14 protein-coding genes and 3 pseudogenes are annotated in these 20,799 nt (G+C 67.8%); 11 read left to right on the top strand and 6 right to left on the bottom strand.

What is annotated here, in order from left to right:
- Positions 1 to 439: 439 nt before the first annotated feature.
- On the bottom strand, positions 440 to 691 hold the full coding sequence (locus B6R96_RS00145) for a hypothetical protein (RefSeq protein WP_081521112.1): 252 nt from the start codon (positions 689 to 691) through the stop codon (positions 440 to 442).
- Between the two features lie 319 nt (positions 692 to 1,010).
- On the opposite strand from B6R96_RS00145, the gene B6R96_RS00140 reads away from it, so the two are divergent.
- The 6 genes and pseudogenes from B6R96_RS00140 to B6R96_RS38495 all read left to right on the top strand — a co-directional run bounded on the left by B6R96_RS00140 (position 1,011) and on the right by B6R96_RS38495 (position 5,598).
- A complete protein-coding gene (locus B6R96_RS00140; RefSeq protein ID WP_081521111.1) occupies positions 1,011 to 1,589 on the top strand; it encodes a snapalysin family zinc-dependent metalloprotease in 579 nt (192 codons plus the stop codon).
- A 162-nt stretch (positions 1,590 to 1,751) separates the two neighbouring features.
- A pseudogene (locus B6R96_RS37835) lies at positions 1,752 to 2,006 on the top strand (telomere-protecting terminal protein Tpg); the annotation flags it as partial.
- A gap of 241 nt (positions 2,007 to 2,247) precedes the next feature.
- Positions 2,248 to 2,931: a maleylpyruvate isomerase N-terminal domain-containing protein gene (locus B6R96_RS00130; RefSeq protein ID WP_081521110.1), complete on the top strand. Its 684-nt coding sequence runs from the start codon at positions 2,248 to 2,250 to the stop codon at positions 2,929 to 2,931.
- Between the two features lie 880 nt (positions 2,932 to 3,811).
- Positions 3,812 to 4,384 (top strand): hypothetical protein, encoded by a 573-nt coding sequence (locus B6R96_RS00120; protein WP_081521109.1) that lies wholly within the window; start codon positions 3,812 to 3,814, stop codon positions 4,382 to 4,384.
- 90 nt (positions 4,385 to 4,474) lie between these two features.
- Complete coding sequence (locus B6R96_RS00115) at positions 4,475 to 5,311, top strand: hypothetical protein (protein ID WP_203351572.1); 837 nt, start codon at positions 4,475 to 4,477, stop codon at positions 5,309 to 5,311.
- Positions 5,312 to 5,466: 155 nt separating this feature from the next.
- Positions 5,467 to 5,598 (top strand): hypothetical protein, encoded by a 132-nt coding sequence (locus tag B6R96_RS38495; RefSeq protein ID WP_257789480.1) that lies wholly within the window; start codon positions 5,467 to 5,469, stop codon positions 5,596 to 5,598.
- Positions 5,599 to 6,212: 614 nt separating this feature from the next.
- Here B6R96_RS38495 and B6R96_RS00110 read toward each other — a convergent pair.
- Entirely contained in the window at positions 6,213 to 6,425 is a 213-nt protein-coding gene (locus B6R96_RS00110; RefSeq protein WP_030390945.1) for a hypothetical protein, read from the bottom strand.
- 727 nt (positions 6,426 to 7,152) lie between these two features.
- Here B6R96_RS00110 and B6R96_RS00105 point away from each other — a divergent pair.
- Positions 7,153 to 7,300, top strand: a pseudogene (locus B6R96_RS00105) (LexA family protein); the annotation flags it as partial.
- A gap of 115 nt (positions 7,301 to 7,415) precedes the next feature.
- Positions 7,416 to 7,952 carry a hypothetical protein gene (locus B6R96_RS00100; RefSeq protein ID WP_159396237.1) on the top strand — a complete coding sequence of 179 codons (537 nt, stop codon included), beginning with the start codon at positions 7,416 to 7,418 and terminating at the stop codon, positions 7,950 to 7,952.
- Positions 7,953 to 8,025: 73 nt separating this feature from the next.
- Here the strand turns inward: B6R96_RS00100 and B6R96_RS00095 are convergent, their stop codons facing one another.
- Positions 8,026 to 8,262: a hypothetical protein gene (locus B6R96_RS00095; RefSeq protein WP_203351571.1), complete on the bottom strand. Its 237-nt coding sequence runs from the start codon at positions 8,260 to 8,262 to the stop codon at positions 8,026 to 8,028.
- A gap of 284 nt (positions 8,263 to 8,546) precedes the next feature.
- Between B6R96_RS00095 and B6R96_RS00090 the strand changes: the two genes are divergently transcribed.
- A complete protein-coding gene (locus B6R96_RS00090) occupies positions 8,547 to 8,735 on the top strand; it encodes a DUF4236 domain-containing protein (RefSeq protein WP_030390221.1) in 189 nt (62 codons plus the stop codon).
- Between the two features lie 142 nt (positions 8,736 to 8,877).
- On the opposite strand, the gene B6R96_RS00085 is transcribed toward B6R96_RS00090, so the two are convergent.
- From B6R96_RS00085 to B6R96_RS00075, 3 genes and pseudogenes are all read right to left on the bottom strand, one after another.
- The gene (locus B6R96_RS00085) at positions 8,878 to 9,240 is read right to left on the bottom strand and encodes an Imm51 family immunity protein (protein WP_081521106.1); all 363 of its coding nucleotides are present in this window, start codon (positions 9,238 to 9,240) and stop codon (positions 8,878 to 8,880) included.
- Positions 9,241 to 9,289: 49 nt separating this feature from the next.
- A pseudogene (locus tag B6R96_RS00080) lies at positions 9,290 to 9,601 on the bottom strand (ATP-binding protein); the annotation flags it as partial.
- Between the two features lie 169 nt (positions 9,602 to 9,770).
- Positions 9,771 to 13,703, bottom strand: coding sequence for an FG-GAP-like repeat-containing protein (locus B6R96_RS00075; RefSeq protein ID WP_159396236.1), 3,933 nt, complete (start codon positions 13,701 to 13,703; stop codon positions 9,771 to 9,773).
- A gap of 395 nt (positions 13,704 to 14,098) precedes the next feature.
- Between B6R96_RS00075 and B6R96_RS00070 the strand changes: the two genes are divergently transcribed.
- Both B6R96_RS00070 and B6R96_RS37140 read left to right on the top strand, forming a co-directional pair.
- Entirely contained in the window at positions 14,099 to 20,368 is a 6,270-nt protein-coding gene (locus B6R96_RS00070) for a polymorphic toxin type 17 domain-containing protein (protein ID WP_237291258.1), read from the top strand.
- Positions 20,365 to 20,625 (top strand): hypothetical protein, encoded by a 261-nt coding sequence (locus tag B6R96_RS37140; RefSeq protein ID WP_159396235.1) that lies wholly within the window; start codon positions 20,365 to 20,367, stop codon positions 20,623 to 20,625. Before B6R96_RS00070 ends, B6R96_RS37140 begins: the two co-directional genes overlap by 4 nt.
- Positions 20,626 to 20,799 lie beyond the last annotated feature (174 nt).

The following is a 20,799-nucleotide window of genomic DNA, read 5'->3' as shown; positions in this document are numbered from 1 at the left end:
CGAGTTGGCCGAAGCAGCGTTCGACGGTCTTGCGGCAGCAGTAGGTCGCGCGGTCGAAGCCTGTGGACCGGCCGCCGCGCCGGGAGGCGGTGCTGCTTCTGGACGTTCTTCTCCAGGTCGTGCGCCCGATGCCGCATCGTCGCAGGTAAGCGCGGAACCAGCCTCGGTGAGTGACCGCCTCCGCGATGATGATCAAGTCCGGTCTCGCGCCCCTGCTCGCGGCCCGCATGGCCGACACCACCCGAAGCTCCGAAGGCGAGCAGGGGCTCCCCGGCCGGTGGAAAGCCGGGCCGATGGACAACACCGCCTGGCACCAGCAGTCGTCCTGCGAACTCGCGGGCCGCATGGTCGACCGGACCCTGCGCGCCCTGCCTCCCGGTACCCGCCGGCCCCCGCGCCTCTCGGGCGCCGGCCCGCTTTCGCTCCATCACCACCCCCACTACAGCGTGGCCCGGCCGGACCCGGCCGCGGTGCCGTCCTCGCCCACCGGCAGCAGCCGCACCGGCCAGGGGAGCGGAAACAGCAGCTCAGAAAGTGTCGCCCCCCCGTGCTCGCGGGGATGGTCCCGAAGGCGGCGGAGCGCGCCGAGGGTGCCGTGGAGCTCGTGGTACGCCCTGCGCTGCGCGAGGTACTGCTCGAACCCGTGGTCGACGGGGTCCAGTCCCGGCGCGGAAAGCCGGCCGCTGAGCAACTGGCGTCGCGTCCGCCTTGTTTCTACGGCCGGGCCGTCCGAGCCGTATGGCTGCGCCGACGTGGCCGTCTGTAGCCCGTTCGCCGGGCGCAGTCGCGCGAGCCCCTGGATGGTGCCGCCCGCTGACCGGGCATCGGCTGGAGTCCTCTGGGAATTGGCTGGCAGGTGCATGACCGGTTGGTGGAGTTCGGGGCTACCTTCTTAGGGCTCCGGAGAGGCGGCTGGCCGAACCCGCGTGCCACAGGCGGGAGGTGGCGGCATCTCCAGTGCCCCGGCTCCGCCGAGGGGCCGGCCCCCCCACGCATGAAGGAAGACGACCATGTCTCTGGGCACCTGGCTGAAAGTCGGCACCTCCGCCGCCGCGCTGGTCCTCGCGGCGGCAACCGCCGCGACCGCGGCACCCGCACCCGCACCCATACCCGACGCCACCGCAGCAGTAGTGACACTCCGTTACGACGACAGTCGGGCCGGCGGCTGGGAAGCGGCCATCGCGGCCGGCGTCGCTTCCTGGAACGCCAACGTCAGCAACGTACGGCTGGTGGAGGCCGCGCCCGGGGCCCGGGCCGAGATCGTCATCGTCGCCACCACCGGCTGGCCACAGGCCACCCTCGGCCCGGTCCGTCCGGGACGGCAGGTCCGAGTCGAACTCGGCGCGCAGGCCGTGAGCCAGGGGTACGACAAGACGCGCATCGCCGCGCACGAGCTGGGCCACAGCCTGGGCCTCCCGGACACCAAGCCGGGGCCGTGCTCTCAGCTGATGTCCGGGTCCAGCGCCGGAACGGCCTGCACCAACGCCGTACCCAACGCGACGGAGCGCTCCCGCGTGCAGAACGCGTACGCGAACGGGCTCGCGGCAACGGTGCCGACCGACGGCCGAGTACTCATCGACGCCCCCTGACCGGCGAGTCGACGGGTGGGCCGGTGCGGGGCCCTGGCCGCGCCGGTCCACTGCCGCGCCTTCATCGGCCAGCAGCTTCGGGCGCGGCCACTGCTCAGGTGGTGAACTTCGTGGTCATCGCTTGTATCGCTGTAACAGGTGCAGCGGGGGAGGGCATGTCGGATACGCGGCGCTGCCCCCGCTGACGGCCTGGCAGAGTGCCGTGTACTCGCCGGGGCCGATCACGCCGCCGCCGAGCTCGGCGTCAGCCAGCGCTCGGTCGAGCGCTACCGCAAGATCCCGCCCTAGCCGGTCGCGGACCGCATCGACACAGACGTACGCGCCCACTGGCAGCCAGTAGTACGCGGCCGCCGCCGGGAGGCCGCCACCAGCACCGGCATCACGGTGGAGACCCGGGCCCGCTCCGGCTACACCGCACTTCACCGACATCGACTCTTCGACGTCTCCTTCCGACCCCACCCGCCGCCGGTGGAGCGGACCCGGCAGCTGAGCCGAGGTGGTCGTTACAAGGGTGCACTTGCTGTCACCGTGCTGGCGAACACCACCGGAAGGCGCACGGATCGAGTGGATTGGCACAATGCCCGTGCACCTCTCTCCGACGCGGGCGGGTGGGCCGGCGGGGTGTTCTTCGACAGGCAGCCGTCTTATCCTCGCGGGCATGCCTTACGAGGAGGAAGGACAGTGTCCGGCCGACGTACTGCGCGCGGCCTACGGTGCCTTCGACGCCGTCGTCACGACCATCACGGATGAGCGCTCGTGGCTGTCGACCGGCTGCGCCGGATGGTCGGTGCGCGACCTGGTCTTCCACTGCCTGAGCGACGCGCAGCGCGGCCTGGTGGCGCTGCACACGCCTGCCGGACGGACGCCGGACCGTGACGCGGTCACCTACTGGGAGGATTGGCGCCCGGACGCCGTGGGCGCGGCCAACGGCCGGAGGTTCACTCGGGTCGTCGCCAGCATGTTCTTGCACGTCGACCAGCTGTGCGAGCTGTATTCGCAGACGGTAGCCGCAGTGGTTGACGCCGCGGCCGGTGCCGCGCCCGACCAGTACGTCGCCACCCAGGGCCACGTACTGAGTGCCGGTGATCTGATCCGCACGCTGGCCGTCGAGGCGACGATCCACCACCTTGACCTCGTCGTGTCGCTTCCCGATGCACCAGGACCCTCGGCAGAAGGGCTCGGTCAAACGCGCCGCACGCTGGACGGGCTACTCGGCCACCCGGCGCCGGTGCCGTGGGACGACGCGCAGTACGCGCGCGTGGCGACCGGACGCGCGTCGTTGTCCGGTAGCGACCGACAGCGCTTGGGTGCGGACGCCGCCCGATTTCCCCTGTTCGCATAACCACCTGCCCGCAACCGGAGAGGTCACCGCCGTGATCGGTGGCCGGGACGAAAGAAGGCAAAGAAGGCTGATGTGACAGGCCGCGTGCCTCGTCGGTGACAACCAGCTTGCTCCACACGCCCCAACGGCCGGCTCACCCCACCCCGAGGGTGACAACTCTCGCGCTTCGGCTCAGCAGCGCCACGCCTGGATGCGAGCTGTCCAGGTGGGACCCCGCCTCGTCCCAGCGCGTCAACGGCAGACCCTACTGGGAAGAGGGGTGCAATATGGACTGCGGGGAGCCGCCTTCGGACAGGCTGCCCATGCACATTGCCGCCCGCGCCTTCGAAGCCCGCTGGGGCCTCACCCCGATGTCTCCCCCGGACCGGACCGGAAAGGAGGCCTCGGGTGCCGCTACGGCCAGCCCAGTCCACACCGAGCTGCGCGAGGGCGGCGAGCTGGTCGGCGGTGAGTTTGTCGCGCCGGGTCTTGGTGTTGGACACCCAAGCGCTGCGCCGCGTCGTCGACGACCTCGCCGACGGCAGCCACGAGATCGGGGAGCTGATGCTCGAAGTCGCCCCGGCCACCTCTCAGTGCGACCAGATCGTCGAACCCCTCGAACACGGCCTCGCAGCCCGTCGCTACGCGATGTCCGGCGATCGCCGGACGCCCAGGCTGTCCCCAGCCCCCAGAAGCAACTACATGCGAACAGCAACCCTGTTGGACCGCTCTCGACACTCCTTCAGGATGCGCCATCGCCATGAGCGCCGAACCCCGGCCCGCTGTGATCCACGGGGCGGAAATCACCTGCGTACGCCGTCCCTTCGGTCTGTAGGGTGGCGGGCGACCAGTACATGAGAGCTCGCCTCGGGCGGCTCTGCCCACAGGGGGATCCACCACCATGCGCACGTTCGCAGCCGCTGCCGCGGTCTCGTCCGCGATCATTCTCGGCCTCTCCACCGCCGCGCCCGTCCACGCCGCCGAACCCGATGGGCTGGCGGACACGGGCTTCGTCTCCGAGGACCTCACGCCCGCCGACCTTTCCGAGGAGGGGGCCATCTTCGGCGAAGAGGGCCCTGACTCCGCCGCGGTCTCGCAGCCGCAGGGCGCTCCGAGCGCCGGCGTCTTCTACACCAACGGCGACAACGTCCACATATCCAGCACGGCCCCGGCCGCCGCGTCCGGGCACGGTTGGTGGGTCAAGATCAGCGGTCCCGGCACCAAGGCCAAGGTCACCATCGAGCTCCAGGCACTGGACTACCGCGACAACAAGTGGAAGACCGTCGCCACCGGCAGCAAGACGGTGTACTCCGGTACCGGCAGCGCCAACCGCGCCGCCGCCCGCAAGGTCTGCACGAACCGCATCATGCAGGTGCAGTGGCGCAGCCGGATCGACGTGGACATCATCGGTGTCAACGACTCGCCGGAGAAGGCCGTCACCAAGACCCAGAAGCTGTGGTGCGGCGCGTTCTGACGCCCTGACATGTCGTTCTGACGCAACCTCGGTGTCCTGCCCCTGCGATCGGGGGCAGGACACCGCCCGATCGAGCCCGAGGAGAGCGCCGTGCCGGAAGCCTCCATTCCCGCGCCCATGATCATGGGGGTCCACGGCGTACTCGCCCTGCACCCGTGGGTGGACGCCGAGACCCAGGACGTCTTCGCCCTCGCGGTCAGGCGTGCGGTCGCCTACGGCTGGAGCTCCTTCCACGCCGCAGGGCCGCACGGCGTGCGCTGGGGCCACAACGACGCTGGTGGCGACTGGGGACAGGAGGGGCGCGACCGTCGGACGGGCGAGGACGAGAGGGTGCGCCAACTCGCCTGGCTCCAGGTCGATGTCGCCGACGCACCGCCGGGGCAGCGCCTGCCCGTGCTCCCGATGGCCACAGTGCTCGGCGACGCCCTCCACCGCGTCGGCGGCTTCCGCCTCACCGGCCTGCACACCGTAGCCCCCTTGTACGAGGCACCGGACGCCCGCGCCGACCTGGCCGTGGCCGCCGAGTGGTTCGCCCTCGCCGATCCCGTCGGCTCGGCCGGGTTCACCGTCTCGGTCGCCGGCACGAAGACCGCCGACCTCCCAGGTCGAATGCCCGAGATCCTCGCGGCCGCCCGTGAGAGCTCGTACGGGCAACTCACCATCGAGCCGGAGCCGTCCGATGACGCCACCCCGGAGTCCGGGCTGGCGCTGCCCCTGGCCGGGGAGACGGAAACGGGCCACCTCCGGTACGGGCAGTCCTTCCGCTGCACCGCCCGCGAGTGGTCGCTGGACTGCGCCACCTGGGTCACTGAGATCCTCATCGACGCTCTCCGCGCGACAGGCGTCACCCAGCCGGCGCTCATCAAGGTATCGAGGACCCCGCGCGTCGGCGGCGCCCAGGACCTGTCCGGCGGATCAGGGCGGTAGCTGTAGTCGTTCCATCTCCACTCCAGCCGCAGTGAGCAACGGTGACGGCCGGCATGCCGACTACACGCCCGGCTCCCCGGACCTCCCGCAGGTCGCCGAGACCTTGTCCCGGCCGTCGCAGCTCACGGCCCCCCGCCGGGGTGACCGTGCGGACCATGCCGGACCGCATGTGGGAGCACACACCCAACCCGGCCCTGTTCGACGGCGACGCGCTGCTGCACACGGACTGGTTCCCCACGAACGTCCTGGTCCCCGGCGACGGCGTCCGCATCGTGGACTGGGCGTGAGCTTCCCGGGGCGCAGCCCGGAGCAGGCCACCCGGAGACTCGGCGTCCGACGGGTCGACTTCGACGAGGTGGTGCGCCTGGGGTGGATCACCCTCGGTCGGCTCCGTGGACATCGACTACAAGCGCCACGGTGGGGTGACCACGGTCCCCCTGCACGACGCCCAGGAAATCGCACTTCTGGAGGTGGTCCGCCCCTTCGCTGGCTGGCCGTGCACACCGTCATGGCCGGCTGCCGCTCCCCGCCAGCCGGCTTCACCCCAGTCGCCCCGGGCCCAGGGGAGCAGGACGTGCACCCGTGAGCAGCTGCCACGGGCGGCGATGACGGCGTGGTCCGGTTGGGGGAAGCGAAGACTTGGCACCGGGGGCACCCAGCTCCTGCGCTGACCTCGGATTGCGGTCGGCGGGGCGATAGCGTGGTGCCGCGCCGCTCCGCCGATAAAAGATTGTCAACTTGTACTGGCAGGTCTCCTCCGCCGCGAAGCAACTGAATGGGAACAGCCACCCGGGCTGATGAAACAGCAGCTCAGGAAGCGTTGTCGACCCCGCGCCCGCGGGGGATGGCCCAAGCAGGGGCCATGTAATGGCCTCACGGCTTGAACTTGACGAACTTGACGTCAACCCACCGTGATCGTCTGCTGACTTCCGTCAGGCAACACGCAGGTGGAGGCCCTGTACGGGTTCTCCTTGACCTGTCCACCCGCGGCCGCGCATTCTTCCCCGGTGATGGTCGGAGACACGGCGGCCTGAGCGCTGACAGCACCGACCGCGCTCGCGCCGGCCAGGGTGACTGCGGCCAGGGCGAGTCCCAGCATTCTTCTCATGCGCATGACTTCCTCCTCTCAGGCGCTCCTGGCCCCTTCAAGGACAAGTCTCGGGCCGACAGCGCCCTGCTCCTCAGCATGGGCGATGTCCAGGAGGCCCGCGAGGCGAGTCGCGCGCCGCAACAGGGATCCGGTCGAGGGCCAGTGCGGGAGCCTCTGACCTACGCAGCCACCCGCACCGCCGACTCAGAAGATGCCGATGCTGCCGCCGCCCGCGGGCCCCCACAGCATGCCGGTCCTCCGGTCCACGGCCAGCAAGCCGACGATGCGGGATCTGGTCGCCGAGACGGGCGCCGATCTGGACGCGGCGGCGATGTTCCGGGCCCTGGCCTGGAGGAGGAGGCCACCCCGCGCGCCGAGGCTGAGGCCGCAGCGGCGCGCTGCTGGACGAGCTGCTGCCGCCCGGGGACGACGAGGCGGAGGCGCAGGTGCGCCGCGCGCCGGCCGGCCGATACAACACGGTGCGACTGTTCCTGTCCCTGCTCGGCGAGTCGTCCGCGCTGGGGGCGGTCTCGGGCGGGCGGCGGGTGCCGGAGGCGGTGAAGCGGCTGCCCGCGCCGGCGCGGCGCAAGGCGAAGCCGCTGCTGCCGCGCGAGGTGGTCCAGAAACTGGTGCCGTCGGCGTGGAAGAAGGCGGTGTTCTCCAACCCCCACCTGCCGCCGGGCGCGGTGGACCGCGACGCCTACGTGGTGTGCGTGCTGGAGCAGCTCTACCGGGCGCTCGGGCGCCGCGAATGCTGGACGGCGAAGCCACCGTCAAGCGGCTGCGCCGCGAGAACGGCCGGGTCTGGCTCATTCCGCACAACGCGGCGCATCAGCCGAATCCCCGGCGACGACGCCGTTATCCTCGGCACGGTAGTCGCCGTCCTGCGCGCGCTCTGATCAGAGCGCCCCGCGCCGCCCATGGGACGTTCTCCCTCGGCACGGCGTCCCCCTGCACGAGCCGGCAGAACGTCGGCACGTATCAGCCCAACGACGGGACCCCGACTTGACCCTGATGCCCGGAGCACGCGTGCCGGGGCGGACCTGGACGGTCCGCCTCACCGGCCACCACGATCACACCGTGTCCGTCACCTGCAGCACCGCCGCGTGCCGGATGCCGCCCCGCTCCAAGGACGCCGCAGGCATGCGCCGCTTCGCCGCCGAGCACATCAAGGCCCACGGACGCCTCGCCGGCACCCGCCCCAACGCCGCCTGCAGTTGCGGCAGCGCGCAGTGCGCCCTCCACGAGAACCCCGTCCACTGTGCGGGAACCAGCCTGCGGGTCCTCGTCCACAACCCGGCCGTCGGCCAGGTCTGGACACTGGCCGAGGTCTGCCAGACCTGCGCCCGGAACATCCCGCACATCACCATCCTGGCCACGGCCAAGCCGGCCGTCCCCACCCCGGCGGCCCCTTCCGTGGAGCAGCCGGCGCAGCGCACCGCGGTACCGGGCGGGTTCTCCTCACCGCAGGCCGCCCCCGACCCCTCACCGGGCAGGCGCCGGCCCCACCGGCCCCACCGTCCGCACCGCCCGAACCGGCCGCGCGGCTGAGACCGGAGCGGCGCCACCGCCGGGCCCCCGAAGCGGCGCCTGCTCCGCGGCCACTGGGTGAGCACGCCCTGGGTCAGCGTCGGGTGACGCCGTAGCCCGTGTCGTTGAGGGCGGACGTCCAGACCTCCCGGTTGAACCACTTCGTGATGTCGGGCTGCATGGCGCTGATGGTGTCCGTCCGGGCCTGCCAGTCGGTGCCGGTGGGCCGCTTGTCCTGGCAGCCGGTGCAGCCGTCCTCGCCGTGGAAGTGGCCGGCCATCCAGGCGTTGACGTCAACGTTGACGATGACGCCGCCGCTCAGCGTCACCACGCCCCGGGGCTGACCGCGGCGTGTCCGGGCGGTCCAACCAAAGGCGTTGTGGGGTTGTGCGCCGTGGGGTGGGCCGGTGCCTGGGCGGGGCAGGGTGGCCGAGCTGGTGGAGTGGGACGGCCCCAGCGGGTGCACCCGTCAGCCAAGCCCCGCTGCGCCTGCCGGAGCGTCCCCCGGTGCCAGCTGTCGGCGCATGAAAAGGGCGGCAAGGGACACACGTATGGCAACCGGCCTTGAATTCAGGCAGTTCGGGCCGCCACTGCGTCTACGAGGGAGATAGGGTCGTGCCCCTGACATTCCGCAAGAGCTTCAGGATCCTGCCCGGCGTCCGGCTCAATATCAACCGCAAGTCGTGGTCGATCACCACCGGCGGCAAGCACGGACCCCGCCGCACCCGCAGCAGTAACGGGTCCCGCACCACGTCTATGAACCTTCCCGGCCCCTTCGGCTGGCGCAAGACCCGCCGCAGCTGAAGAAGGCCGTCCACTGGCTTTAACGCCTTGTTCCGGCCCCACTTTTCCGGTCTGAGGTGGCTCCATTGATGGCGTGCGGGCGCTGTCGGGACGGTTTGCGGTGGCTCCGGGTTCCGGTCTGTTCTGGCCCCGCTCGTGGGTTCTATCGGTCGAGGAAGCGTGGGTCGGCCGTCTGGATGTAGTGGCTGAGGAGTTCGCGGTTGTGGAAGGCGGCATGCAGGAGGACGGCCAGGTCCGCGAGGGCCTTGAGGTCGGGGCTTGTGACGACGAAGGTGCCGGCCTCTGATCCGAAGAATTGGATTTTGTCGCCGTTGTCGGGCATGTGGGAGTGGGCCAGTGACCGGGCGAGGCCGTCCCAGCCGTAGCCGTGGCTTTCGGCGTTGTGCCGTTCGAAGACGTCGGCGACCTGCTCCATGTCGCCGTCGAAAAGGTAGAGGCAGTGGGAGCCGTCGGCTTCGCTGTCTTCGTCCAGGTGGAACGGGGCCAGGGCTGATGCGTCGGTCATGCGGTGATGGTAGAGACGGCCGTGATCCGATGCTGGTGCGGGTAGCCCTTCAGGCTGAGCGGGTGTGCGTCCTCTCCAGCTTGGCCTTGGTCTGGGCGAGACGGTAGGACTCGGTGCCGGTCTCGATGATCGCGCCGTTGAAGGTGAGCCTGTCGACGATGGCGGCGCATAGACGAGGGTCGGTGAACGTCTTCGTCCAGCCTCCAAAGGATTCGTTGGAGGCGATGGCGACACTGTTCTTTTCCTCCCTCTCGGTCAAAACCTGGAACAGCATCTCGGCTCCTCGCCGGTCGAGTTCGAGATAGCCCAGTTCGTCGATGCAGAGAAGGTCGACGCGGCCGTAGCGGGCGATCGTTTTCGATCCCCGCTTCCAGTCCGGGTCGATCGCAGGCAGGGCCGCGGCCCGTATATGGGCGTGAGCTCCGTCCCACCCGTCACCGTGATCCAGGCGCTGATGGTTCTTTTGTCCTAAGAGTGGGTGAGGGGTGGGGCCTGGTACGAGGCCTCACCCCTCACTGTGTCGGTACCGGTCAGAGGATGATGTCGTAGCCGTTCAGGCCGTTACTGATCAGGGTGCGGTTCGGCGCGTAGTTGTAGAGCTCTCCGGTGCGGGTCACGCCGGCTTGTTCGGAGGTGCCGTCGTTGTTGAGGTCGGTGGTGTAGGGGGTCCATTCGCTCGTCCACCAGCCCTTGCCGAAGACGCCGCTCGGGGTGCCGAAGGTCATGGATCCGTTGTTGGTGGTGTTCGGGTAGAGGTAGAGGTTGCTGTCGGTGTTGTGGGCCAGGATGTCGATCTTGTTGTCGTTGTTGAGGTCGGCCAGTCGGAAGGTGGGCCAGTCGGCCGGCCACCAGCCGTTGCCCAGGAGGGTCCGGGGGTTGAGGGCCTGGGCGCCGTCGCCGCCGTTGCCTGCGTAGCCCCACAGGAGGCCGCCGGTGTCGCGGCCGATGACGTCGGTGCGGCCGTCGCCGTTGACGTCGCCGAAGCCGAGGTCGACGTAGGTGTTCCAGCCGGTGCCGATCAGGATGGGATTGCCGAGGGTCTCGGTTCCGGTTCGGCCGGTGCCCGGGTACACGTACAGGTTCCCGTCACGGGTCCGTCCGATGATGTCGGTGTATCCGTCGTTGGTGAAGTCGGTGCTGTGCACGTTCACCCAGTCGTCGCGCCACCAGCCGTTGCCGGCGAGGTACCGGTTGCCGAAGGTGCTGGTTCCGGTGCCGCCGGTGCCGGGATAGATCCACAGGTCACCGTGGGCATCGCGCAGCGCCATGTCGGTGTAGCCGTCGCCGTTGTAGTCGGGCCGGTTCTGGCTGCCGCTGGTCCACAGGCTCTGCCCGGAGGGGCTGTAGAGGACGAGTACGCCGCGGGGGTGCAGCACCGCGTACGAGCCCGGGATGCTGGTCTTGCTGTGCCACTTGACGGTCTTGCCATCGGCCGTGATGACGGCGAGGTCGCCGTCGCTCTGCATGCGGGCCGTGGCGCCCGGGTTTCCGGCTGTTCCGGTGGCCCAGAGCTGCTTGTTGTCCTTGCTGAGCAGCACGAGGTTGCCGTCGGCCTGCATCCGCAGTTTGGAGTTGCCGCTGGAGAACTCCTGCCCGGACGCCAGGGTGGTGCCGGTGGGGATGCGTGCGCCCGGGACGCCCTCGATCTCGAACCGCGCGCCGAAGGAGCCCACGGTCTTGCCGTCGGCGTCGAGCTTGCCCGGCCAGCCGACCATGGTGTTGTCGGCCGCGCGGGCCCACAGGTCGGGGACGCCGTCACCATTGAGGTCCCCGGACGAGCCGACCTGCGGATAGCCCGCCAGGGTGACGCCGGAGCCCACCTTGGTGCGAGTCTGGGCGCCCCAGGTGGCCAGGTCGACCGCCTGCCCCTCGTCCAGGCTCTTCTTACCCTGGGTACGCAGGATGTCGCCGGTGGCGTTGTCCCGCAGCCACAGGTCGGGGACACCGTCCTTGTTGAGGTCACCAGGGGCGATGACCGTGTACTTGTCCCAGTCCGTGCCGCCGACGAGCGCGGGGTCAACGTCATCCAAGTTGGCGTAGGTGGAGTTGAAGTACGCCCAGAGCTTGTTGCCCTGTTTGACGAGGATGTCCGGGAGTTCGTCGCTGTCGAGCCGACCGGGGGCGATGATCTGCTCGGCGTCGGCCCAGTGGTTGTTCTCCGAGGGCCGGTTGACTGTCGTCTCAACGGCGTTGTCGACGGTCCCCTGGCCGTTGTTGCGGTAGATCGACAGCATTTTGGTGGACGAGCCGGACGGCTTCTCGAGGGCGAGCATGTCATTGTAGCCGTCGTCGTCCCAGTCGCCCAGGTCGGCGACCTGGGCGCCGGAGAAGGAGGCGGGGGAGCTGACCATGGCGGAGAACTTGTTGTTGCCCTGGCCGCTGTAGGTGAGGAGTGTGCCGAAGAGGTCGTTGTTCCAGATGTCGCGGTGGCCGTCGCCGTTGAGGTCGTGGGGCCCGTCCTTCGTTGCCGTGCGGGCCGCGTAGAAGCGGTAGACGGCGGTGTCGGAGCGGTTTCCGGCGGCGTCCTGGGTGAAGGCGTAGACGAAGTGCGGTCCTGCGCTGGGCGGGGTGATCTTCGCCGTGAAGGATGCACCTGCGGAGACCGAGGTGCTCTTCACCTGCGAGTCCCAGTCGGTGAAGTAGCCGTACCAGACGACATCCTTGTCATCGTTGGCGGAGAGGGTGAAGTCGCCTTCCTGGCGGGCTTTCCCGGTTCCTGTCGGCCAGCCGTTGGTGCCGTCGGGGAAGAGCGTCGAGGTGATCTTCGGCGCGTCGGCCGGCCGGGCGCGGTCCACGGTGAACTTGCACGTCTGGGACCAACCGGACTGCGCACCGTCCTGGTCGGTCGTGCGCGCCCGCCAGGTGTAGCTGCCGTCGGGGAGGGATGAGTCCGGGACGCTCCAGGTGGTGACCTGGCCGTTGTTTCCCGCGATCTTCTGGCTGGCCCAGGCAGTGCTTTGGCCGGCCTTGAAGATCTGGAACTCGGTGTTCAGGTTCCCGGAGTCACGGTCGGCGATCGTCGCGTAGAGACCGATGTTGGTGTTGCCGACCGAGCCGCCCTGCTCGCAGGGCAGCCATGGTGAGGTTCCGGGGTCGGACGGCGTGTTGGGCGGGTTGTTGTACTCGATCTCCAGGGTGACGGTCTTGGGGTCGAAGCGCTTCCAGTGGTACTCGTCGCTCTCGTTGGAGGCGTAGAGGCCGACGGTCGTGTTGGTCCAGCCGTTGGCTGCGGCTTCCTGGACGGCGGCGGTGGTGTTGAATTCCAGGTTGCCGGCGGCGCACTCGGGCCGGCCCTTGGCGGCATTGACGGTGTCGAGTTTGTTGCGCTTGCCGGGCTGGTTCTTCCAGGTGGTCTGCGGTGAGATGGGTCCGGTGGTCCACAGCTCCACGGGCTTGGGAGTGCAGGACCAGGACCAGGTCTCCTTGATCCGGAACGTCGCCTTCGAGACCTGAGCGCCCTTGACGGCAGAGGTGTCGAGCTGGAAGAAGGTCCGCGAGAGCCCGTTGGTCTGGCTCTCGTAGCCGACCCGCACGTCCTCCTGGGTGTTCCAGTAGGAGTTGTTCTCCCACGTGCGGTAGGCCCATGCCCAGTTCTGCCGTGCGCCCCAGGTCACCGACGGATCGATGTAGACCGGGTACTTGGTCGCGGCATTTGCCAGGAGGGCCTGGTCGGGCTTGATCTCGAGATTGCCGCCCGTGATGGTGGTGGGCATCTGGGCGTTCTTCGCCCCGGACGGTGTCACGAAGACATCACCGGGGGCGCCGCTCGCCCTCGAGCCGCTGTCGGCGGTAGCCGCACGCGCGGGCGCCGGGGTCGCGGATCCGGCGATGGCCGTGGAGTCCCACATCACCGGGTTCGGCGACGTGAAGACCACCTCGCCGGCCGGCGTGACCGCGGTCAGCAGTCCGGTCGCTCCGTCCTTGGTGACGTCCAGGCCCACCGTGTCGAGCTTGAACTTCATCGTCGCGAGGTCGGGGTGCTTGGCCGCCGCGGCGGTCTTGACGACCAGCAGCTGGGAGAACCCCTCGACCTCGGCCTTCACCTGCAGGTCCACGTCCGGAAGCACATCGGCGTACGTCGCCACGTTCGCGGCGAGCGTCGGCTTGGGAAGCGCCTTCGGCCAGGTCAGCGACAGGGTCCGCCCGTTCTTCACCCCGCTCAACAGTGGACCGGTACCCCCGCCCGAGAAGGCGATCGCCACGGCCGAGGCCTTCGGCTGCACCTTTCCGTCCGCCGAGAACTCCAGCGTCGGATCGGTCGCAACCCAGCCACCGCCGCGTCGAACGCGCACCGTCGTCCCGTGACGATTCACCGACCACTTGCCGGTCGGCAGCGCCCACGTGTCCGACGTCTCGGTCCGCGCGGACATCAACTCGTAGGGTTGACCAGTTTCCTTGGCCTTGGCGAGCGCGAAGTCCGCCGCACTCATCGAGCCCTCGGCGACAGGATCGGTGGCGGCCACCGCAATCGCAGAGGGATGTATTACAGCCAATCCGGTAGCTGCTATTCCGCTTATCAGGGCCATCGCAATTACTCGTGAAATCGCCCGCCCACCCGGTACGCCGAGCTGGGCCTCTCTTTGTCTCACGCAAACTCCATCTGTCCGATATCCGCGGAGACTCTACCTGGGATCCGCGCGCCGGATGTCTCCATACGTCTGCAATGTTTGCGGCGATTAATCCGCACTGTCTGATTGATCCAAAACGGTCTACTTCGCGGTAACAACAGCTGGAGAGAGTGGACTTCAGACAGCTGACTGAATGCCAGACAGAAGGTTTCAGGCTGTTAGCCTGCGCCGGTAATTCGTTCTGAAGCATGGGGTGGGGTGTGAGAAAATTTCGCATGAGAGGGCTTTCCGTGGCGCTGGCCACAGCCGTTCTCTCGGGCATATTGCCTGGCTCGGTTGCCGTAGCCGACAGCAAATCCAAGCCGTCGCTGCCGGAGCTCAAGCAGCCCAAGGCGGTAGCGGTCAAGCCGGTCCGCTCGGGCGGCGCGCCGAAGGCCGACGACGCCGCGGCGCCGTGGAAGGCACCGAAGGTCTCCTGGCCGGCGGCCGGTTCGGCAGAGCTGGACCTGACGCCCAACACGGGTCCGGTTTCGAAGTCGTTCCTGTCCGGATCCGCTCAGGGGCCGACCATCGGCTCGGGTCCGCAACAGGCGGGCAAGCTCCCGGTCGCGGTCCACGCCGCGCCGGGCAAGGCGGCCGAAGCGCCGTCGAAGGTGAAGGTCTCCGTCGCAGGCAAGGACGCCGCCCGCAAGGCAGGCGTCGACGGCGTCCTGCTCTCGGTAGGCCGATCCGACGGCGCCGTGCAAGCCGGTTCGGCGAAGGTCGAGGTGGACTACAACTCCTTCCGAGGCGCCTACGGCGGCGACTACGCCACCCGACTGCGCCTGGTCGAGCTCCCGGCCTGCGCTCTGACAACTCCGGAGCGCGCGGAGTGCCGTACGCAGAAGCCGCTGCAGACGCATAACGACACGCGCACGGGCAAGCTCTCGGCTCAGGTGACCACACCTGCAACGGCTTCCGGCGCCTCGCCGAAGTCCGCTGGTGCGCCGGCAGCCAAGTCGGCTGCCGCGACCTCGGGCGGTGCGACCGTTGTTGCTGCGACGGCGGGTGACGCGGGAGCGACGGGTGACTACAAGGCGACCTCGCTGCAGGCTTCCGGCTCCTGGAGCGCGGGCGGCTCCACGGGCGCGTTCTCCTGGTCCTACCCAATCGGGACACCCTCCGTGCCCGGCGGGCTGGCGCCGCAGATCTCCCTGGGCTACAACTCGCAGTCCGTCGACGGCCGCACCGGCATGTCGAACAGCCAGGGCTCGTGGATCGGTGACGGCTGGGGCTGGGAGCCCGGTTTCATCGAACGCAGGTACAAATCCTGCAACGACGACAAGACCGGTGGCACCAACACCACCAAGGTCGGCGACCAGTGCTGGTTCAACGACAACGCCACGTTGTCGCTGGGCGGCAAGTCGACCGAGCTGGTCTACGAGCAGGGCAAGGGCTGGCACCCGGCCTCGGACTCGGGCGAGAAGGTCGAGAAGCTCACCGGCGCCGTCAACGGCGACAACGACGGTGAGCACTGGAAGATCACCACGACCGACGGAACCCAGTACTTCTTCGGTCTGAACCGCCTGCCGGGCTGGAAGGACGCGTCGACTCCGACGACGAACTCGGCTTGGACCGCCCCCGTCTTCGGCAACCAGGCCGGTGAGCCCTGCTACAACGCCTCGTTCGCGAGCGCCTGGTGCAAGCAGGCCTGGCGCTGGCAGCTCGACTACGTCGTCACACCCGGTGGCGACGCGATGGCGTACTACTGGAAGACCGAGACCAACAACTACGGCCGCAATGTCTCGGACACCACCGGAAAGGCCACCGTCACCCAGTACATCCGAGGCGGCTGGCTCGACCACATCGACTACGGCCTGCGCTCCGACACCATCTACACCGCCAAGGCCATGGCCCAGGTGCAGTTCGGCGTCAGCGAGCGCTGCCTGGCCAACTGCGGCACCTTCGACGAGGCCAACGCGAAGAACTGGCCGGACTCCCCGTACGACCTGTTCTGCAAGGACGGCTCCACCGAGTGCAAGGGCCAGTACTCGCCGACGTTCTGGTCACGCATGCGCCTCACCGGGATCCACACCAAGGTGCTCACCGGCGGCGCGCACCAGGACGTCGACTCCTGGACCCTGGACCAGAACTTCCCGCCGGCGGGCGACGGCATCTCCACCCCGATGTGGCTGAAGTCCATCACCCGCACCGCCAAAGCCGGCGCCGCGGAGGACATCACGCTCCCGCCCGTCACCTTCGCGGGAGAGCAGCGCCCCAACCGGGTGGACAAGACCGGCGACGGCCTCGCCCCCTACATCCGGCTGCGTATGTCGCAGGTCAACACCGAGACCGGTGGCACCATCGGTGTCACCTACTCCCAGCCCGACTGCACCCCCACCACGCTCCCGGCCGCTGACGCGACGAACACCAAGCGCTGCTACCCGGTCAAGTGGGCCTGGGAGGGCGACACCTCCAAGCTCGACTGGTTCAACACCTACGATGTCACCCAGATCGTGGAGGGCGACAACCTCGCCTCGACGCCCGACAAGGTGACCTCATACACCTACCTCGGCGGCGCGGCCTGGGACAAGGACACCGGCGAGTTCACCAAGGCCGACGACCGCGTCCACTCCGTCGCACGCGGCTACGGACTCGTCCAGACCCGCACCGGCGCCGCCAGCGACCCCCGCACGCTGTCCGAGACCCGCTACTTCCGCGGCCTCGACGGCAAGGAAGTCAAGGACGGCACGGGTGCCGCCGTTATCGACCGGCCCGAGTTCGCCGGCATGGTCCGAGAGTCCGCCACCTACGACGGCGACGACACCAGCAAACTCGTCAGCGCGACGTCCAGCACCCCGTGGCGCTCGGGTGAGGTGGCCAAGCGGACCCGTCCCGGCCTGCCCAACCTCGTCTCCTACAAAACGGGCACCGAGAAGGAGTCGACCCGCACCACCATCACCGGGGGCACCCGCACGACCGAGACCAGCCGTCACTTCGACGACTACGGCATGGTCGACTGGGAGTCGAACACCGGCGACACCGCCAAACCCGGCGACGAGACCTGCACCACCACCAGCTACGCACGCAACACCACCAGCTGGATCCTGGACAGGCGCAGCCGCGTCGAGACCGTCGCCACGCCGTGCGGAACGCCGGCCAGTGGCCCGGCCGACATCGTCAGCGACACCCGGACCTACTACGACAACAGCACGCTCGGCACCGTCCCGGCCCGCGGCCTGCCGACCAAGACCGAAACCATCAACGGCAACGGCGACGGTTACGACACCCTGTCATCCGTCCCCAGCACCTGCGGAACGGCCCAGAACGAGCTCTGCTACGACCTCTACGGCCGCGCACTCGCATCCGCCGACCCCTACGGGAAGGTAACCAGCACCGCCTACACGCCTGCAACGGGCGAGACCGTCACTGCGATGACGACGACGAACCCCCTGGGCCACGCCGTGAGCAACCAGATAGACCCGCTCCGCGGTCAGCCTACGAAGATCACCGACGTCAACGGCAAGATCACCACGACCGCCTACGACGCGCTCGGCCGGGTGACGAGAGTCTGGGCCCCGAACTGGACGGCCGAGGCCCACCCGGACCAGCCGAGCCGCGTCTTCGAGTACACCGTCCGCAATGACGGACCCAACGTCGTCACCTCCAAGACGCTCACCCACGATAAGAAGTACTCCGTCGTCCACTCCATCCAGGACGGACTGCTCCGCCAGCGCCAGACACAAACCCAGACACAAACCCCTGAGGAGGGCGGCCGTCTGGTCACGGAGACCTTCTACGACACCCGCGGCCTGGCCTGGCGCAACTCCGGCATCTACTACGCCGACGGGGCACCGTCACCCGGCCTGGTGACGGGACAGGAACTCACCTACCCGGCCTCCACCGACACCCTCTTCGACGGCGCCGGCCGCCCCACGACGGTGATCGCCAAGCACCTCGGCAAGGAGACCAAGCGCACCACCACCAGCTACACCGGCGACACCACCACGGTCGTCCCGCCGCAGGGCGGCACCACGACCACCACCGTCGTCGACGCACTGGGCCGCACGGTGGAGACCAAGCAGTACACCGACGCGGCGCGGACAACCTCGCAGTCGACCACCTACACCTACAACAAGCGCGGACAGCTGGCCCAGGTCACCGACCCCGGCAACGCCAAGTGGACGTACACCTACGACGTCCGCGCCCGCCAGACCGAGGTGAACGACCCGGACAAGGGCGTCACCAAAACCGCCTACGACGCCGGCGGCCGCGTGAGCGATGTCACCGACGCCCGCGGCGTCACCCTGCACACCGACTACGACGACCTCGGCCGTCCCATCGCCACCAAGCAGGGCGCGACGACGCTCACCTCGTCCCTCTACGACACCGTCGTCAAGGGCCAACTGTCCAAGTCCACACGCTACGTCGACGGCAAGGCCTACACCTCCGAAGTCCTCGAGTACAACGACCTCTACCAGCCGCTGGAGACCCAGGTCACCATCCCGTCCACCCCCGACACCGGCGCCTTGGCCGGCACCTACAAGTGGACGATCTACTACAACATCGCAGGCCAGGTCCTGAGGACCGTCCAACCCGCCATGGGCGGACTTCCGGCCGAAACCGTCGGCAGCACCTACCAAACGGTCTCCGGACTGCTCAACAGCATGGCCGCCGGAAGCACCCGTCTCGTGTCGGCGATGACCTACGACCCCTACGGCCGCACCATCAACCAGCGACTCGGCTCGTCCGGGCAGAATCTCTACCGCAGCAACGAGTACGACCCCCACACAGGCGCTCTCACCCGCACCGTCATCGACCGTGACGTCGCACCGACAAGGGTCGAAGACACCAAGTACACCAACGACTCCGTAGGCAACCTGACCGCGATCGCCACCGCATACGGCATGGACGCGGCCCGGACGACCGACACCCAGTGCGTCAACCTCGACGCCCTGCGCCGCATCACCCAAGCATGGACCAACAAGGGCGAGACCTGCGCGGCCGCGCCGTCGGCTTCGGTCATTGGTGGTGAGGACCCGTACTGGACGACGTACACCTACGACGCGGTCGGAAACCGTAAGACCGAGACCAAGCACACGACCGCCTCGGGCCCCACTGCCGACACGACCCGCACCTACGCGCCGCCGACGGCTGGGAAGCATGACCTGCCCAAGGTCACTCAGATCGGCACCAGTCCGCACGAGGAAACCTTCACCTACGACGCCTCCGGCAACACCAAGACCCGCAAGAGCGGCACCGGTGAAACCCAATACCTCGACTGGGACGCCGAAGGACACCTCAAGTCCCTCGCCCAGGGCACAACCAGCAACTCGTTCGTCTACGACACCGCCGGCAACCGCCTCCTGCGCAAGGAGAAAGACGCCACCACGCTCTACCTGCCCGCCGGCAACGAACTGAAGCTTGACAAGACGGGCGCAGTCACCGGGACCCGCTACTACGGCGACGTCGCGATGCGCACAGGCGGCAAGCTCACCTTCACCCTCGCTGACCACCACAACACCAGCACCACCCAGATCACCGCCGACGCCACCCAGGCCGTCACCCGCCGCAAGACCGGGCTCTTCGGAGAAACCCGCGGCACCCAGCCCACGACCTGGACCGGCGAGAAGACCTTCGTCGGAGGCACCAAGGACAACGACAGCGGACTCACCCACATCGGCGCCCGCGAATACGACCCCCTGACCGGCCGATTCATATCCGTCGACCCAATCATGGACCTCAAGGACTCCCAACAGCTCCACGGATACACCTACTCCGCCAACAACCCCTTCACCTTCTCCGACCCGGACGGCCTCAAGTACTACGAAGGCAACAATAGCGACGGCGGCTTCGAGTCGAGCCCTCAGAGCGTTGTCGAAGCTGCGACCAGGTACACCAAGGGATACGGAACGCCTGTTTGTCGCAAGAACTGTGGGAATCCCAAGTCGCCGAAGAAAAAGGATATGAGTTGCGTCGGCGTGCGTTTCTGCCCTCCCAAGGGTATTGATGGGGAGCCGGTTGTTAATGTAGTGACTTCATTCGTAAGTGGAACCATTCACGGTTTTAGCAATCTCGCCAAAGTGACTATTTCTGGTGAGTGTTTCGGCAGTAGTGCACCCGAATGCAACGAGGGTGAGGTATTCGATACATGGGCGATGGAACAGGGGGTCTACCCCGAAGGAGGATCAGCCGTTGCGGGCGGCATTGCAGCAATGGTCGTACCGATTCCAGGTCCTAGGGGGCTGAAGTCAGGTTTTCTGAGCGGCGCAAAATGGACCGTTAAGGGTAGAATGCGTGCGGCGGGTCCGGGAAGTGAGTTCGGCCTGCCTAGTCAGGGTCGAATTCGGTACGTTCCGCCGAGAGGGTACAACCCTGCTAGCCCTCTACCTCGCGGCCGTAGCGGAGGATACGTGGATCGCTTCGGTAATGAATGGACAGTGGGCCCCTCTCGCACGCAAGGACACCCATTCGAGTGGGATGTGCAACTGTCGAAGACAGGGAAGGATAATATTGGATGGCTTTCGCGCGACGATAAGCATGTAAACGTAGATCCCTTTGGCGAGGTGACTCACAAGTGACAGAGATGGACTTCGATGAAGTCGTGTTCGTGCTGGAAACCAGCCATGCCGTAGAGCTTGGAGTCGGTGGCTCTACCGGTGTAGTCTTGGGTAAGAGTAGGGATGTGGATGGAATTATTTATGCTGTCCTCGTGGGAGGGGAGACGTTCATGATTCCCGAGAGTGGATTGGTGTCTGCCGGTCATTGGGTGGCATCTGAAGAATCTAGCAGCGTTGAATCCGTCAAGGTTCAAGCGGAGCGTTACTCGGGCGAGTGAATTGCTTGGCGTGAAAAGTTTCGCCTGATGGTTCATGTCGGGTGCTTTGAAGGGTTAAGAAGCCGATCCCGAGCGCGGGTTGCTCTTTCGGTTAATTGGTGAATCTGTTTATCTCGTCAGGTGCTCGATAGTCTGGTTCGCCAAAAAATCGGCAATAGAATCCTGGGCTCTGTG

Source organism: Streptomyces sp. Sge12 (genome assembly GCF_002080455.1).
Lineage (GTDB): Bacteria > Actinomycetota > Actinomycetes > Streptomycetales > Streptomycetaceae > Streptomyces.
This window is presented reverse-complemented; position numbering and strand designations above follow the sequence as displayed.